This window comes from Nocardioides sp. SLBN-35 (assembly GCF_006715725.1).
In the GTDB taxonomy this organism is placed as follows: domain Bacteria; phylum Actinomycetota; class Actinomycetes; order Propionibacteriales; family Nocardioidaceae; genus Nocardioides.
In genome coordinates this window covers 4,350,116-4,366,327 of sequence record NZ_VFNU01000001.1, presented here as the reverse complement: position 1 = coordinate 4,366,327, position 16,212 = coordinate 4,350,116, and the positions used below count along the sequence as shown (strand labels likewise).

The following is a 16,212-nucleotide window of genomic DNA, read 5'->3' as shown; positions in this document are numbered from 1 at the left end:
AAATGATAGGGAAAGTCTGGGCAATCTCCCTATCGAGCGATAGGGTGGCGCTCCCACGATTCCTAGGAGGGATCCCCATGCACTCACGCGCCATCGCGTTGTCGGTCTCGGCCGACGTCGGCGGGACGTTCACCGACGTCGTCACCATGGACGCCGCCGGCGCCGTCCGGGTCTGCAAGAGCCCGTCGACGCACGACGCCCCCGTCACCGGCATCATGAATGCGCTCGGCACGGTCGGCGTCTCGCTCGCTGCGGCCGGCCGCTTCATCCACGGCACCACCGTCGGCATCAACACGCTTCTGGAGCACAAGGGCGCTCAGGTCGCGCTCGTGGTGTCCACCGGGATGCGCGACATGATCGAGATCGGCTCGGGGACCTGGCCGCCGTACCGTCTCAGCTGGCACAAGCCGCCGCGCCTCGTCCCTCGCGAGCTCACCTTCGAGATCGACGAGCGGATCCTCGCCGACGGCAGCGTCCGTCGGCCCGTCGGCACCGCGGACGTGGAGCGGGTCGCCGAGCGGCTGGCGAGCACAGGAGTCCGGGCGATCGCCGTCTGCCTGATCAACAGCTATGCGAACCCGGATCACGAGATCGCCGTCGGGGCGGTGCTGCGCGAACGACTGCCCGGGGTGGAGATCGTGCTGTCGCACGAGATCACCCGGCGCTACCGCGAGACGGAGCGCGGTGTGACCGCGCTCAGCGAGGCCTACATCCGGCCGACCATGCGCGAGTACTTCGACCGACTCGAGGAGGGCCTCGGCGCCAGCGGGTTCGGCGGGGACGCGTTCATCACCTCCAGCGACGCCGGCGTGATGGTGCTCGAGCACGCCCGCAGGCAGAGCCTGCGCACCTTGGTGTCGGGCTGTGCCAGCGGTATCGCGGGCGCTGCGAGCCTCGGCACCACCTGCGGATATCCCGATCTGATCTGCATCGACATGGGCGGCACCAGCTTCGACGCCGGCATCGTGAGGCAGGGCGTGGTCACCATGGCGGACACGGCGGTGGTCGCGGACCGCAGGCTCCTCGTCCCGATGGTCGACCTGGCGACCATCGGAGCGGGCGGCGGATCGATCGCGTGGGTCGACGAGGTCGGGGCACTGCACGTCGGCCCACAGAGCGCGGGCTCCCAGCCCGGTCCGGCCTGCTATGACCGGGGCGGCACGGCGGCCACCTTCACCGACGCCGCGCTGGTCAGCGGGCTCCTGCCCGAGTCGCTGCTGTCCGGCGAGATGAAGCTCGACCGGGAGGCCGCGGAGCGAGCGATCGACGAGCACGTCGCCGGCCCGCTCGCCATGACCACGGTCGACGCGGCTGCGGCCGTCGTCGCGCTCACCGAGTCCCGGATGGCCCGGCTGCTCGAGGAGATCACGGTCGGCCGCGGCTCGGATCCCCGCGACTTCACCTTGCTCGCGTACGGCGGTGGCGGGCCGATGGTGGGCGCCGTGCTGGGCGACCTGCTGGAGGTGCGCCGCGTCGTCATTCCGATGCACGCGGGCGTGTTCTCCGCCTGGGGCATGCAGACCCTCGACCTCGCCCACGAGTTCGCTCGTACCTCGGTCGCGCTGCTCAGCGCCGACACCGACATCCGCACGCCCCTGCGGGAGCTGGTGGAGGAGGCCGGCGCGCGGTTCGAGGCCGAGGGCGTCGCGGACGAACGCCGGTCGCTGCTCCAGTTCGTCGAGATCCGCTACGACGGCCAGGAGCACACGCTGCCCGTGCCGATCCTGGACGGCAGCGAGACGGTCGCCGACCTGCGTGGCCGGTTCGAGGACCTGCACGAGCGGACCTACGGCTTCCGGCTCGACGGAGACCTGGAGGTCGTGGGCTACCGCCTGCGCGCGGTCGGCACGCTCGACAAGCCGGTGTGGCCTGCCGCTGAGGCGAGGGCCGGGGTTCCCGACGTCGTCCGGCACGAGTCGGTGACCCACCGGACCGCCGACGCGTCCGGCGCGCTGTGGCCCGTGTACCGGCGTGAGGACCTGCATCCAGGCGTCCGGCTCAGCGGCCCGGCCATCGTCGTCGAGCAGACGTCAACCGTCCTCGTCACCCCACGCCGCACCATCGCGGTCGACCCCTGGGGCAACCTCGTCCTCGACCTGAAGGAGAAGAACGCATGACCACCTCGACCCAGCACGGCCGCGCGGTCGTCGCCGATCCGGTGAGCGTGGCAGTGATCCGCGCGAGCATCGAGTCCATTGCGCGCGAGGTCTTCGTGACCTTCAAGCGCACCGCCCTGCTCCCGGTGATCTACGAGGTCAACGACTTCAGCGTCTCGGTCTTCGACGACCGGCTGAACCTGATCGGCGACGCACCGGGACTGCCGGAGTTCGTCGGCTCGCTCGACGAGGCGGTCCGCGCGATGGTCGGTGACTTCGAGGACGACCTGGGCCCGGGGGACTGCCTCATCGTCAACGACCCTTACCTGACCGGGGCGCACTCGGCCGACGTGGCGCTGGTCGTGCCGGCTGTCGGAGATGACGGCGGGATCGTCGGGTTCGTCGCGATCCGCGCGCACGTGGGCGACCTGGGCGCGAAGAACACCTATCCGTCGGACTCGACGAACATGTACGAGGAGGGGCTGATCCTGCCCCCGACCCGGCTCCAGCGGGCCGGGGTCGTCGACCGGGCCGTGCACCGCATCATCGGGGCGAACTCCCGGCTGCCGCGCGAGACCTTCGGCAACATGCTTGCGGCAGGACGCGCCTGCGCGGACGGTGCTGCGCGCCTGTCGACGCTCGTCGACAAGTACGGCAAGGCGACCTACCACGCAGCGATCGACCAGCTCCTCGACCAGACCGAGCAGGCGGTGCGCGAGGCGATCGAGGCGATCCCCGACGGCGACTACGGCCATGCCGAGTACCTCGACGACAACGGCGTCGGCTGCGAGCCGGTCCGCGTCGAGGTGACCGTCCGGGTCCGCGGCTCCGAGATCGTCATCGACACCACCGGGTCCGCCCCGGAGCAGGCCGGACCGATCAACGCGACGCTCCCACAGACGGTGGCCGCCTGCCGGCTGGCCCTCAAGCGGCTGACCACGGAGAACACCTATCCCACGAACTCCGGCGACACCCGAGCGCTCACGGTGATCGCACCGGCCGGGTCGCTGTACAACCCGAACCCGCCGGCCCCGACGTACCTGATGGGCTGGACCGTGGGGCGGCTCGGTGACGTGATCGTCCACGCGATGGCATCGGCCCTGCCTGACCAGTTCCCGGCCCAGAACGGCGGCGACGCGGTCGCGGTCACCGGCGGACACACCGACGCGGCCACCGGGCGGGTCACGTTCTTCGCCGACGCCGCGCCCGTCGGGTACGGCGCGACCCACGACGCCGACGGCGAGGACGCGCTGCTGCACGTGCACCTCGCGGGTGCCGAGCTCCCGGCTGCCGAGATCTGGGAGGCGCGGATGCCGATCGTCAAGCGGCGTACCGCCCTGGTGACCGACTCCGGCGGCGCCGGACGGTTCCGGGGCGGGCTGGGCACGATCAGTGAGTGGGAGTTCCTGGACGGCGCGGAGCTGAGCCTGGTCGGCGACAAGATGAGCGCCGCCGAACCACTCGGCGTCGCCGGCGGCTGTGCGAGCACGGTCCGCAACCGGATCGAGATCGTCGACCGCGACGGGAACCGGCGGGTGCTGCCCAAGTCGGGCGGCGCCCCGCTGCAGGAGGGGGACCGGGTCCTGGTGACCGGTGGCGGCGGCGGTGGGCATGGTGACCCGCTGACCCGTGATCCCGAGCGGGTGCTGGCCGACGTCCGCAGCGGAGCGGTGTCGGCCGCGGCGGCCGCCGCGGTCTACGGCGTCGTCCTCACCGACGACGGTGCCGGCCTCGATCCCGACGCCACCCGGGCGGCGCGGGAGGCGGCTGCCGAAGGACCGCGGCCATGAGGGCGCCACTGCGCCCGGGGACCCTGACACTCCGCAACGCACAGGTGATGGACCGCGCCGGGGTATTCGTCGCGGACCACGACGTCGTAGTGCGTGACGGAGTCATCGAGTCTGTCGCGCCCGCGGCCGGACCAGTCACTGGGGAGTCGCTCGACCTGACCGGCCTGTGGCTGATGCCGGGCGTGGTGGACTGCCACGCCCACCTGGCCTGCTTCGAGGAGGACACGCTCCGGTACCTGTCGATGTCCACCTCACGGTGGGCGCTGGAGTGCGCGGGGTCGGCGGCGCGGCTGCTCGACCAAGGCGTCACCTTCGTGCGTGACCCCTGCGGCGCCGACGCCGGTGTGCGGGACGGGATCCATGCCGGGCTGGTGCCCGGACCTACCACCCAGGTTGCCGTGTCCGCGCTCTCGCAGACCGGGGGACACGGCGACGGACACCTCCCGGGCGTCGGTCTCGAGGCGTCGAACGGATTCCTCATGCACGAGTACCCGGGGCGGCCGCCGTACCTCGCCGACGGCGTGGACGACGTACGCCGAGCTGTCCGCCTCATCGTCCGTGCGGGTGCCGACTGGATCAAGATCTGCACGACGGGTGGGCTGCTCTCCCCGGGGCACGACCATCCCGACGTCCCGGAGTTCGACGCCGACGAGATCGAGGCGATCGTCCGGGAGGCGACCCGAGCGGGCAAGCCCGTCATGTCCCACGCCTACGGCGGCTCCGGACTGACCGACGCGGTGACCGCGGGCGTCCGATCGATCGAGCACGGCGCGCGGCTCAGCGAGGAGCAGGCCGCGCTGATGGCCCGGCGCGGCACCTTCCTGGTACCGACACTGTCGGTCCTGCACGAGCTGGTCCGGCTCCGCGACGATGGCGCGGTCTCGGAGTCCGTGGCCGCGAAGGTCTCGGAGGTCGAGCCGCTGATCGGCGAGGCGGTACGGGTCGCCCGCGCGGCGGGCGTGCCGATCGCGCTGGGAACCGACCTCACCGAGCAGGTGGGCAACCTCGCCGAGATCGCCTACCTGCACCGTGCGGGGCTCACGCCGCAGGAGGCGCTGCTCGCGGCGACCGCCAACGGCGCGGAGCTCTGCGGCCAGTCCGACGTCCGGGGCCGGCTCGAGCCGGGCCTGATCGGCGACGCGATCGTGCTCGCGGCGGACCCCTCGGATCCCGAGGTGTTCCTCGAGCGCCGTAACGTAGTCGGCGTCATCCAGGGCGGGCGGGTCCACCGTTGGTCCGCCGAACCCGAGCGCCGGACCCGACCGTAGGAGAAGAGCAGCACATGGTGAACGGCGAGGCCGACGACACCCGATCCCGGATCCTGCGAGAGGCGGCCGTGCTGTTCGCGAGCCGCGGCTACGAGCGGGTCAGCACGCGCGACATCGCGACCGCGTGCGGGATCAAGCAGCCGAGCCTGTACTGGTACTTCGACAGCAAGCGCACCATCATGGCCGAGCTGATCGGCATGGACCTGCGGCGCGTCGGCGAGGTCATCGCCTGGCTCTCCAAGGCAGAGGTCAGCCCTGCCGCTCGTCTCTTCCGGTTCCTCCATATCGACGTCGCGTCGCTCAGCGACGACTCCTACAACCTGGTCGGCATCTATGACACCAACGTGCTGGAGCACGAGGACTTCGCCCACCTGGACAAGAGCGTGCAGAAGATCTACCGGTTCTACCGGGCCGTGCTGCGAGCAGGCGTCAGGGAGGGGCAGTTCGTCGACCTGCCGCTGCCGGTGCTGCGCGAGTTCCTGATCGGCATCGACATGCACGCCGGACGCCTGGCCCGCACGGTCAACCTCCCGCGCAGCGCGAACCTACCCCGCGACTTCGCAACCCTCGCCCTGCGCGGAGTCCTGGCCGATCCCGGCACGATCGAGGAGGTCAGCGCCGATGCGTTGGCGCTGGAGATGCCACCGAAGGTCGCGGACGTGCTCGGCCGGTCCGCGACCCCAGGGTGAGGCGGCGCCTCAGATCCCGATCGGGTGCCACACCGTCTTCTGCTCGACGAACGCCGTCATGGGGCTCAGGCCCGGCTCGGCGGTCCAGTCGGGCTCGGCGTCCGGCGGTCGGCGTACCCGCTTGAGGTTGTCGGCCGCCGCCACCTCCAGCGAGGTCGCCAGCTCGGCGGCGTTGTCGAGGCCCGCGACGCCGCACAGGTCGATCGCGTTGACGTCCATGTGGGCGGCCAGCCAGGGGCCGAGCGCCGAGGCGTCGCCGGTGAGGATGTTGACCACGCCACCGGGGACGTCGGAGGTCGCGAGCACCTCGGAGAAGGTGACGGCCGGCAACGGACGTGAGTACGACGACACGACGACCGCCACGTTGCCGGTCACGATGACGGGCGCGACGACCGACACCAGGCCCAGCAGCGAGGACTCCTGCGGGGCGAGGACGCCGACGACACCGGTCGGCTCGGGGGCGGTGTGGTTGAAGAACGGGCCGGCGACCGGGTTGGCGTTGCCGATCACCTGGGCGAGCTTGTCGGCCCATCCGGCGTACCAGACGAGGCGGTCGACCGCGGCGTCGACCTGGCCCCGCGCGGCGGCGGCGGAGACACCCTCGGACTGGCGGACGGCGTCCTCGAACTGCGGGCGACGGTCCTCCATCACCTCGGCGATCCGGTAGACGATCTGGCCGCGGTTGTAGGCCGTCCGCGACGACCAGGGGCCGAAGGCCTTGCGGGCCGCGACGACCGCGTCGCGCACGTCCTTGCGCGAGGCGAGGGAGGCGTTGGCCACGAACTTCCCCTTGCTGTCGGTGACCTCGTAGGAGTGGCCCGACTCCGAGCGGGGGAACGCGCCGCCGATGTAGAGCTTGTAGGTCTTGCGCACGTCGATGCGAGCCATCAGGCGTCTGCCTCCTTCAGGTAGGCGGCGAGACCCTGGCGCCCGCCCTCGCGGCCGTAGCCGGACTCCTTGTAGCCGCCGAACGGGCTGGCCGGGTCGAACTTGTTGAACGTGTTGGCCCACACCACGCCGGCCCGCAGCTGGGAGGCCATGTGCAGGATCCGCGAGCCCTTCTCGGTCCACACGCCGGCGGAGAGGCCGTACGGCGTGTTGTTGGCCTTCTCGATCGCCTCGGCGGGAGTGCGGAAGGTCAGCACCGACAGCACCGGGCCGAACACCTCGTCGCGGGCGATCCGGTGGGCCTGGGTGACGCCGGTGAAGATCGTCGGCGGGAACCAGAAGCCGGAGGAGGGCAGCTCGCACGCCGGCGCCCAGCGCTCGGCACCCTCCGCCTCGCCGATGTCGGAGAGCTCGCGGATCCGCTCGAGCTGCTCGCGGGAGTTGATCGCACCGATGTCGGTGTTCTTGTCGAGCGGGTCGCCGACACGCAATGTGCCCATCCGGCGCTTCAGCCGGCCGAGCACCTCGTCGGCCACCGACTCCTGGACCAGCAGCCGTGAGCCCGCGCAGCAGACGTGACCCTGGTTGAAGAAGATGCCGCCGACGATGCCCTCGACCGCCTGGTCGATGGGGGCGTCGTCGAACACGATGTTGGCGGCCTTGCCGCCCAGCTCGAGGGTGGCCAACTTGTCGGTGCCGGCGATGGCACGCGCGATGGCCTTGCCGACGGCGGTCGAGCCGGTGAACGCGACCTTGTCGACGTCGGGGTGGGAGACCACGGCCTGGCCGGTCGAGCCGGCGCCGGTGACGATGTTGACGACACCCGGCGGCAGGTCGGCCTGCTGGCAGATCTCCGCGAACAGCAGCGCCGTCAGCGGCGTGGTCTCGGCCGGCTTGAGCACGACCGTGTTGCCGCACGCCAGCGCGGGCGCGACCTTCCACGCCAGCATGAGCAGCGGGAAGTTCCACGGGATGACCTGGCCCGCGACGCCCAGCGGCTGCGGGTTCGGCCCGAGTCCGGCGTGGTCGAGCTTGTCGGCCCAGCCGGCGTAGTAGAAGAAGTGCGCGGCGACGACGGGTACGTCGACGTCGCGGCTCTCCTTGATCGGCTTGCCGTTGTCGATCGACTCCAGCACCGCCAGCTCACGCGCGCGCTCCTGGATGATCCGGGCGATCCGGAACAGGTACTTGGCCCGCTCCTTGCCCGACATCCGTGACCAGCCTCGGAACGCGCGCCGGGCCGCCCGGACGGCCAGGTCGACGTCGGCGTCCGACGCCTCGGCGATCTCCGCGAGCGTCTCCTCGGTGGCCGGGTTGACGGTCTTGAACGACGACCCGCGGCCGTCGACGAACTCGCCGTCGATGAACAGGCCGTAGGAGGGCCTGATGTCGACGATGCTCCGCGACTCCGGAGCCGGTGCGTACTCGAATGCCATGTCCAGATCCCTCGGTCAGTCCAGGGTGAAGTAGTCGGGACCGCTGTAGCGGCCGGTGGTCATCTTCGTGCGCTGCATGAGCAGGTCGTTGAGCAGCGTCGAGGCACCGAAGCGGAACCAGTCCGGGTCGAGCCAGTCGTCGCCGGCGATCTCGTTGACCATCACGAGGTACTTGATCGCGTCCTTGGCGGTGCGGATGCCGCCCGCCGGCTTCACGCCGATCTGGACGCCGGTCGCCTCGCGGAAGTCGCGGACCGCCTCCAGCATCACCAGGGTGACCGGCAGGGTGGCGGCCGGCTGCACCTTGCCGGTGGAGGTCTTGATGAAGTCGGTGCCGGCCAGCATCGCCAGCCACGACGCGCGTCGTACGTTGTCGTAGGTCTGCAGCTCACCGGTCTCGAAGATCACCTTGAGGTGGGCGTGCGAGCCGTCGGGGCGCACGCACGCCTCGCGGGTCGCGACGATCTCCTCGAAGACCTGCAGGTAGCGACCGGCCAGGAACGCCCCACGGTCGATCACCATGTCGATCTCGTCGGCGCCGTTGGCCACTGCGTCGCGGGTGTCGGCGAGCTTGACGTCCATCGACGCCCGGCCGCTGGGGAACGCCGTGGCGACCGCGGCCACGTTGACCTGCGAGCCGACGATCGCCTTCACCTCGCCCACCAGGTCGCCGTAGACGCACACGGCCGCCACGGACGGGCAGGTCGGGTCGGCGGGGTCCGGGCGCAGCGCCTTGTTGGCGAGCGCGCGCACCTTGCCGGGGGTGTCCTGGCCCTCGAGCGTGGTCAGGTCGACCATCCGGATCGCCAGGTCGAGGGCCCAGGCCTTCGCCGTGGTCTTGATCGAGCGGGTCCCGAGCCCCGCGGCCCTCGCCTCGGCACCGACCTGGTCGACGCCGGGCAGTCCGTGTAGGAACCGGCGCAGCGAGGCGTCGCTCGCCGTCACTTCGGAGTACGCCGCGAGGGCGGAGGTGGGCATGCCGTCAGCATAGGGTTGTAGACGTGCAGAACGAAGGTGTCGAGAAGGTCGAGCGCTACAGCTCCGGCGGCCTGGTCATGGGCGTGACCGGACTCGTCCTGGTGGCCGCCGTGCTGATCTACGGACTGGTCGACGACGAAGCCGGCTTCGCGCCGTGGGCGTTCCCCTTCTGCCTGCTGCTCGGTGCGCTGATCTGGCTGGTCATGGTCCGGCCCGCGGTGCGGCTGCACCACGACGAGCTCGAGCTGCGCAACGTGCTGCACTCGCGCTGGGTGCCCTTCGCCGAGATCACCGGCGTGGAGATCACCCAGGTGACCGTGGTCAGCGTCGGCGAGCAGCGGTACGTCGGCAGCGGGTTCGGCCGCACCCGCGGGACCATCCGCAAGGACCGCCACGCCTCCCACGACACCCCGCTCGAGAAGCGGTCCACCGCCTGGCTGATCCAGGACAAGATCGAGCGCAAGGTCGCCACCGCCCGCGAGCGCCGTACGACGGCCGAGGGTGTCGCGGACGTGCGCCACGCCTGGGCGTGGCCCGAGATCGTGGTGGTCGGCGTGCTCGCGGTGGCGACCGTCGTCCTGGCCCTCGTCGGCTGACGGTTTCGCACCGTTCGTAGGCTGCACCCCATGCAGACCCGTGTCCGGCTTGCCGCCGCCGCCCTCCTGTCGCTGTCCGTGCTCGCCACCAGTGCCTGTGGCGACGATGGGGAGGAGAAGGCCGCCGACACCTCGTCGTCCGCCCCGACCGGCTCGTCCGCCCCGACCACCCCGACCGCGGAGTGCACGGCCGACGACATCACGGTCGAGGGCGACTTCGGCAGCACGCCGACGATCACCATCCCCGACGACTGCGCGCCCCCGACCACCCTGCTGAGCAAGGACCTGGTCACCGGCAGCGGTCCGGCCGCGAAGACGGGCGACACCGTCGAGACGAACTACCACCTGGTCACGTGGTCCGACAAGCAGGTGCTCGACAGCTCCTTCGAGCGCGGCGAGACCTTCCCGCTGGAGAACCTCGGCAACGCGCCGGTCATCGACGGCTGGAACCAGGGCCTGATCGGCGTCCAGAAGGGCACCCGCCGGCTGCTGGTCGTCCCGCCGGACCTGGGCTACGGCCAGGGCGGCAACGGCGTCGCGCCGAACGAGACCCTCGTCTTCGTCGTCGACGCGGTCTCGATCAGCTGACGCCTCTGACCGTCAGATCCCCGCTGCGGCGGCGATGTCGGCCCGCAACGCGGTGAGCCGCGTCGCCGCCTCGGCCCGGGCCGAGGCGACGTCGCCGTCGACCACGGGGACCACGACCTCGAGGTAGCACTTGAGCTTGGGCTCGGTGCCGCTGGGACGTACGACGACCCGGCTGCCGTCCGCGGTGCGGTAGCGCAGCCCGTCGGTCGGCGGCAGCTGCGCCGACCCGGCGGCGAGGTCGTCGGCGGCGGTGACCGCCGAGCCACCGAGGGTGGCCGGCGGTGCCTCGCGCAGGCGAGCCATGGCGGTCGCGATCTCGCCGAGGTCGGTGACCCGCACCGAGAGCTGGTCGGTCGCGTGCAGGCCGTGGGTGACGGCGATGTCGTCGAGCAGGTCGAGCAGGCTCCGCCCCGCGGCCTTGGCCTCGGCGGCGATCTCGCACAGCAGCAGGGCCGCGGACACGCCGTCCTTGTCGGAGACGTGGGTCGGGTCGACGCAGTAGCCCAGCGCCTCCTCGTAGCCGAACACCAGCTCCGGCAGGCGGCCGATCCACTTGAAGCCGGTGAGCGTCTCGGCGTACCGCTGCCCGTGGGCCTTCGCCATCGTGCCGAGCAGCGACGACGACACGATCGAGGTGGCGTAGACGCCGGTGCGGCCGGCCCGCAGCAGGTGGTCGGCGAGCAGCGCCCCCACCTCGTCGCCGCGCAGCATCCGCCACCCGTCCGGGCCGGGTACGGCGGCCGCGCACCTGTCGGCGTCGGGGTCGTTGGCGATGACGATGTCGGCCCCGGTCTGCTCCGCCAGCGCGACCGCGCGGTCGATGGCGCCGGGCTCCTCCGGGTTGGGGAAGGCGACGGTCGGGAAGTCCGGGTCGGGCGCCTCCTGCTCGGCGACGACCTGCGGCGCCGCGAAGCCCGCGGTCTCCAGCACGCTCGGCAGCGCGCCGCCGCCGACGCCGTGCAGCGGCGTGTAGACGATCGTCAGGTCGCGCGGCCCGTCGGCGGCGATCGCGGCGACCGTGTCGAGGTAGGCGTCGACGATCCCGTCGTCGAGCACCCGGCCGCCGGTCGTGCCCAGCGGGACCCGCGCGACCGACTCCAGGTTGCCGACGGCCGCGATCCGCGCTGCGATCTCGGTGTCGGCCGGCGGCACGATCTGGCTGCCGTCGCCGAGATAGACCTTGTAGCCGTTGTCCTGCGGCGGGTTGTGGCTCGCGGTCACCATCACGCCGGCCGCGCAGCCGAGCTCGCGGATCGCGAAGGCCAGCAAGGGGGTCGGCAGCGGCCGGGGGAGCAGCAGCGGCTTGAGGCCGGCGCCGGCCATCACCTCGGCGGTGTCGTGGGCGAAGACGTCGGAGTTGTGGCGGGCGTCGTACCCGATCACGACGGGGGTGCCCGGGGCGGTGCCGGTGTCGAGGAGGTACGCCGCCAGGCCGGCCGCCGCGCGCAGCACGACGACCCGGTTCATCCGGTTGGGGCCGGCGCCGAGTGCGCCGCGCAGGCCCGCGGTACCGAACTCGAGGGTGCCGCGGAAGCGGTCGGCGAGATCGGCGCGGGCGGCGGCGTCGCCGGCCTCGACGGCCGCGATCACCCGGACCAGCTCGTCGCGGGTCTGGACGTCGGGGTCCTCGGCGAGCCAGGACTGGGCCCGGGTGAGCAGGACGTCGGTGTCAGGCGTGGTCACCGGCCCACCGTAGCCCTGTCGCAGACGGCGGCGCGGGGTTAGGTTCGCTGCATGGCGGATCAAAGCTGGTCGCAGAAGGACTACCACCATCCGGCAGCCGGCTGGGGGGCCGCGATCTCGGTCAACAAGGTGCTCGCGAAGGAGCACGCGTTCGGGCGCGGCAGTGCCGCGATGTTCCGGATGAACCACGAGAACGACGGCTTCGACTGCCCGGGCTGTGCGTGGCCCGACGACCTCAAGGGCCTCAAGCTCGACATCTGCGAGAACGGCATCAAGCACGTCGTGTGGGAGATGACCTCGAAGCGGGTGGACCGCGAGTTCTTCGCCGCCCACACGGTGACCGAGCTGGAGGGCTGGTCGGAGTTCGAGCTCGAGGACCAGGGCCGGCTGACCGAGCCGATGGTGTACGACGCCGCGTCCGACAAGTACGTCCCGATCAGCTGGTCCGACGCGTTCGCGCTCGTCGGCGCCGAGCTGCGCGCGCTCGACGACCCGGACCAGGCCTCCTTCTACACCTCGGGCCGGCTCGGCAACGAGGCCACCTTCCTCTACCAGCTCATGGCACGCGAGTACGGCACCAACAACCTGCCCGACTGCTCGAACATGTGCCACGAGGCGTCCGGGCGGGCGCTGCAGGCCTCGCTCGGCACCGGCAAGGGCACCGCGGACCTCAAGGACTGGGAGACGGCGGACGCGCTGTTCATCATGGGCGTCAACGCGGCGTCCAACGCGCCTCGGATGCTGACCGCGCTGACCGAGGCCTTCGACCGCGGCGCCCAGATAGTGCACGTGAACCCGCTCATCGAGGCCGCGTCGCGCAAGGCGATCATCCCGCACGAGATGGTCGACATGGCGCTGATGAAGGCCACTCGCACTGGCACGCTCAACCTGCAGGTTCGCCCCGGTGGCGACATGGCGCTGATGCGGGGGATGGCGAAGGCGCTGCTCGAGGAGTTCCGCAGCGACCCGAGGGCGCTCGACGTCGAGTTCATCGAGCGCTACACGCACGGCTTCGAGGACTACCGGGACCTGGTCGAGGCGACGCCGTGGTCCACGCTCGTGGAGCAGTCGGGGCTGAAGGAGAAGGAGATCCGCAAGGCCGCCCGGATCTACTCGGAGGCCGACCGGACCCTGATCAGCTGGTGCCTGGGCGTCACCCAGCACGAGCACGGGCCTGACGCGATCCGCGAGATCGTCAACGTGCTGCTGCTGCGCGGCAACCTCGGCCGCGAGGGCGCCGGCCCGTCGCCGGTGCGCGGGCACAGCAACGTCCAGGGCAACCGCACCTGCGGCATCGACCACCGCCCGTCCGCCGACTTCCTCGACCGTCTCGATGCGGCGTGCGGGATCGAGGCGCCGCGCGAGCACGGCCGCGACACGGTCTCGACCATCGCCGGCATGCACGACGGCACCATCAAGGTGTTCGTCGGGATGGGTGGCAACTTCGTGCTGGCGGCCCCGGACACGCCGTACACCGCCGAGGGGCTGCGCAACTGCGAGCTGACGGTGCAGGTCAGCACCAAGCTCAACCGCAGCCATCTGGTCCACGGCCGCAAGGCGCTGATCCTGCCGTGCCTGGGCCGCACCGAGAAGGACGAGCAGAAGCACGGGCTGATGGAGACCTCGGTCGAGGACTCGATGAGCATGGTCCACCTGTCCCGCGGCAAGCGGAGGCCCGCATCGCCGCACCTCCTCTCGGAGCCGGCGATCATCGCCGGGATGGCGCGCGCGACGCTGCCCGACAGTGCGACGCCGTGGGACTGGTACGTCGACGACTACGACCGGATCCGCGACACCATGGCCAAGGCGCTGATCGGGTTCGAGGACTTCAACCGCCGGGTCCGGCTCCCGCTCGGGTTTCGGCTCAAGCAGCCCGCTCGGGAGCTGGTGTTCGGGACCCCGTCGGGGCGGGCGGAGTTCTCCTCCGCGCCGCTGCCCGACGTGATCCCGGCCGACGCCGACGTGCTGGTGCTGCAGACGATGCGCTCCCACGACCAGTGGAACACCACCATCTACTCCGACGACGACCGCTACCGCGGCGTGAAGAACCTGCGCACGCTGGTCTTCCTGCACAAGGACGACATGAGGGCGCGAGGCATCGAGCAGGGGGGCCAGGTCGACATCGTCGCCACCTGCAAGGACGGCACGACCCGCGAGCTGCGCGGCTACACGGCGCTCAGGTACGACCTGCCGCGGGGGAGCGCGGCCGGCTACATGCCGGAGATGAACGTGCTGATCGGTGCCGCCGACTACAGCGAGCAGAGCGACCAACCGCTGATGAAGAACGTGAAGGTGCGGATCACGCCTGCTCGCTGAGTCGCGGCGGCCGGGCTCAGGCGTCGATTGTGCTCATGTCGCCGTACCTGTCACCGGCGACGGCGTCGCGCGGCACCGCCGCGTCCACGGCCGCGAGGTCGTCGGCGGTGAGCACGACGTCGAGCGCACCGGCGTTCTCCTCGAGGTAGGCGACTCGCTTGGTGCCCGGGATCGGCACCACGTCCTCGCCCTGGACCAGCACCCACGCGAGTGCGAGCTGGCCGGGGGTGCAGCCGTGCTCGGTCGCCAGCTCGCGGACCTTGTCGACCAGGACGAGGTTGGTGGCGAGGTTCTCGCCCTGGAAGCGCGGGAAGTACGCCGTCGCGCGGCTGTCGCCGTCGGCCGGGGTGCCGGTGATCGCGCCGGTCAGGATGCCGCGGCCCAGCGGGGAGTAGGGGACCAGGCCGATCCCGAGCTCACGCAGCGTCGGCAGGATCGCGTCCTCGAGGTCGCGCGTGAACAGCGAGTACTCCGTCTGCAGCGCGGTGACCGGGTGCACCGCGTGCGCGCGCCGGATGGTCTCGGGGGAGGCCTCCGACAGTCCGAGGTGGCGGACCTTGCCCGCCTCGACGAGCTCCTTCATCGCCCCGACCGTGTCCTCGATCGGGACCGTCGGGTCGACACGGTGCTGGTAGTAGAGGTCGATGTGGTCGACGCCCAGGCGCTGCAGGCTGGCGTCGCAGGCGGCTCGGACGTAGTCGGGCGTCCCGTTGATCCGGAGCCGGGTGCCGTCGGGCGCCCGCTCGTTGCCGAACTTCGTCGCGAGCTGCACCTCGTCGCGCCGGCCGGCGATCGCCTTGCCCACGAGCTGCTCGTTGGTGAAGGGGCCGTACATGTCGGCGGTGTCGAGGAACGTGATCCCCAGGTCGAGGGCGCGGTGGATGGTCGCGATGCCGGCCGCCTCGTCGGGGGCTCCGTAGAACTCCGACATGCCCATGCAGCCGAGGCCGAGGGACGAGACGGTCAGCGGGGACGTCGTACCGAGGGTGCGGGTCGAGTTCGTCATGTCGACCATCGAACCCCTTGGAGCGCGCTCCAGGTCAAGCGCTGCGCTCGAGCTGGACGAGCCGCCCCTCGTAGAGCGCGATCTTGAGGTCGATGGCGCCCAGGTGCGCGGTGACCTCGGCGAGCTGGCGGCGTACCTCGTCGCGGTGGGCCTGCAGCAGCGCCAGTCGCTCCTCCTCGTTGCCGTCGCCCGCCCGCACGAGGTCGGCGTAGCGCCGCACGTCACGGATCGGCATCCCCGTCGAACGCAGCCTGGTCACCAGCTCGATCCAGCGCAGGTCCGGCTCGTCGTAGCGCCGGTGGCCGCTGTTGTCGCGGGGCACCGGTCGCAGCAGCAGCCCGTCCTTCTCGTAGTAGCGCAGGGTGTCCGCGGTCAGGCCCAGGAGCTCGGCGGCCTCGGCGATGGTGGGTCCGGTGCTCGGCATGGTCCCAGTGTCGCTCAGGTCCGGGTGTCCGCGCCCGACATGATGGACCCGTGCGCCGCTCCTTCACTTTCACCGACTCCTGGCTCGTCGCCGCGCCGGTGGACGACGTGGCGGCGGCCCTGGTCGATCTCGAGCGCTACCCGCGCTGGTGGCCGCAGGTCCGCGCAGTCGCCAAGCTCGGCCCGGACACCGCGTGGGTGCGTTGCCGCTCCGCCCTGCCCTACACGCTCGACCTGGTCCTCGACGCCGTCTCCCGCACGCCGCCGGTGGTGGAGGTGGCGATCGGGGGCGACCTCGACGGGTTCGCCCGGTTCACGCTCACCGCGGAGGGCGGCCGGACCCGGCTGGACTTCGCCCAGGAGGTCACGGTCGGCGGGCTGCTCGCGCTGGCGTCGTACGGCGGCCGGTGGCTGCTGGAGTGGAACCACCGGCGGATGATGGCGGGGTGCCGAGA

13 protein-coding genes and 1 pseudogene are annotated in these 16,212 nt (G+C 71.4%); 8 read left to right on the top strand and 6 right to left on the bottom strand.

Annotated elements, in window-relative coordinates; translation table 11 throughout:
* Positions 1-77 precede the first annotated feature (77 nt).
* From FBY23_RS21095 to FBY23_RS21080, 4 genes are read left to right on the top strand one after another with little or no spacing between them, the layout of a single operon-like run.
* Complete coding sequence (locus tag FBY23_RS21095; RefSeq protein WP_160158319.1) at positions 78-2,117, top strand: hydantoinase/oxoprolinase family protein; 2,040 nt, start codon at positions 78-80, stop codon at positions 2,115-2,117.
* The gene (locus tag FBY23_RS21090) at positions 2,114-3,886 is read left to right on the top strand and encodes a hydantoinase B/oxoprolinase family protein (protein ID WP_141799932.1); all 1,773 of its coding nucleotides are present in this window, start codon (positions 2,114-2,116) and stop codon (positions 3,884-3,886) included. Before FBY23_RS21095 ends, FBY23_RS21090 begins: the two co-directional genes overlap by 4 nt.
* Positions 3,883-5,154 (top strand): amidohydrolase family protein, encoded by a 1,272-nt coding sequence (locus tag FBY23_RS21085; protein ID WP_141799931.1) that lies wholly within the window; start codon positions 3,883-3,885, stop codon positions 5,152-5,154. Before FBY23_RS21090 ends, FBY23_RS21085 begins: the two co-directional genes overlap by 4 nt.
* 14 nt (positions 5,155-5,168) lie before the next feature.
* Positions 5,169-5,843: a TetR/AcrR family transcriptional regulator gene (locus tag FBY23_RS21080; protein WP_141799930.1), complete on the top strand. Its 675-nt coding sequence runs from the start codon at positions 5,169-5,171 to the stop codon at positions 5,841-5,843.
* A gap of 9 nt (positions 5,844-5,852) precedes the next feature.
* Here the strand turns inward: FBY23_RS21080 and FBY23_RS21075 are convergent, their stop codons facing one another.
* The 3 genes from FBY23_RS21075 to deoC are packed head-to-tail and all read right to left on the bottom strand — an operon-like array spanning position 5,853 to position 9,145.
* A complete protein-coding gene (locus tag FBY23_RS21075; RefSeq protein ID WP_141799929.1) occupies positions 5,853-6,731 on the bottom strand; it encodes an aldehyde dehydrogenase family protein in 879 nt (292 codons plus the stop codon).
* Positions 6,731-8,167 (bottom strand): aldehyde dehydrogenase family protein, encoded by a 1,437-nt coding sequence (locus FBY23_RS21070; protein ID WP_141799928.1) that lies wholly within the window; start codon positions 8,165-8,167, stop codon positions 6,731-6,733. The genes FBY23_RS21075 and FBY23_RS21070 overlap by 1 nt, the downstream gene beginning before the upstream one ends.
* Before the next feature lie 15 nt (positions 8,168-8,182).
* On the bottom strand, positions 8,183-9,145 hold the full coding sequence (deoC, locus tag FBY23_RS21065) for a deoxyribose-phosphate aldolase (RefSeq protein ID WP_141799927.1): 963 nt from the start codon (positions 9,143-9,145) through the stop codon (positions 8,183-8,185).
* 23 nt (positions 9,146-9,168) lie between these two features.
* On the opposite strand from deoC, the gene FBY23_RS21060 reads away from it, so the two are divergent.
* Both FBY23_RS21060 and FBY23_RS21055 read left to right on the top strand, forming a co-directional pair.
* Positions 9,169-9,741, top strand: coding sequence for a hypothetical protein (locus FBY23_RS21060; RefSeq protein WP_141799926.1), 573 nt, complete (start codon positions 9,169-9,171; stop codon positions 9,739-9,741).
* A gap of 30 nt (positions 9,742-9,771) precedes the next feature.
* On the top strand, positions 9,772-10,329 hold the full coding sequence (locus tag FBY23_RS21055; RefSeq protein WP_141799925.1) for an FKBP-type peptidyl-prolyl cis-trans isomerase: 558 nt from the start codon (positions 9,772-9,774) through the stop codon (positions 10,327-10,329).
* A gap of 12 nt (positions 10,330-10,341) precedes the next feature.
* On the opposite strand, the gene FBY23_RS21050 is transcribed toward FBY23_RS21055, so the two are convergent.
* The gene (locus FBY23_RS21050) at positions 10,342-12,012 is read right to left on the bottom strand and encodes a phospho-sugar mutase (protein ID WP_260806117.1); all 1,671 of its coding nucleotides are present in this window, start codon (positions 12,010-12,012) and stop codon (positions 10,342-10,344) included.
* A gap of 51 nt (positions 12,013-12,063) precedes the next feature.
* Here FBY23_RS21050 and FBY23_RS21045 point away from each other — a divergent pair, with 51 nt between their 5' ends.
* Positions 12,064-14,328 carry an FdhF/YdeP family oxidoreductase gene (locus tag FBY23_RS21045; RefSeq protein ID WP_141799923.1) on the top strand — a complete coding sequence of 755 codons (2,265 nt, stop codon included), beginning with the start codon at positions 12,064-12,066 and terminating at the stop codon, positions 14,326-14,328.
* A gap of 16 nt (positions 14,329-14,344) precedes the next feature.
* Here the strand turns inward: FBY23_RS21045 and FBY23_RS21040 are convergent, their stop codons facing one another.
* Complete coding sequence (locus FBY23_RS21040; protein ID WP_141799922.1) at positions 14,345-15,334, bottom strand: aldo/keto reductase; 990 nt, start codon at positions 15,332-15,334, stop codon at positions 14,345-14,347.
* Between the two features lie 34 nt (positions 15,335-15,368).
* Positions 15,369-15,758, bottom strand: coding sequence for a MerR family transcriptional regulator (locus FBY23_RS21035; protein WP_141799921.1), 390 nt, complete (start codon positions 15,756-15,758; stop codon positions 15,369-15,371).
* Positions 15,759-15,808: 50 nt separating this feature from the next.
* On the opposite strand from FBY23_RS21035, the pseudogene FBY23_RS21030 reads away from it, so the two are divergent.
* Positions 15,809-16,186: pseudogene (locus tag FBY23_RS21030) on the top strand (SRPBCC family protein); the annotation flags it as partial.
* Positions 16,187-16,212: the final 26 nt, after the last annotated feature.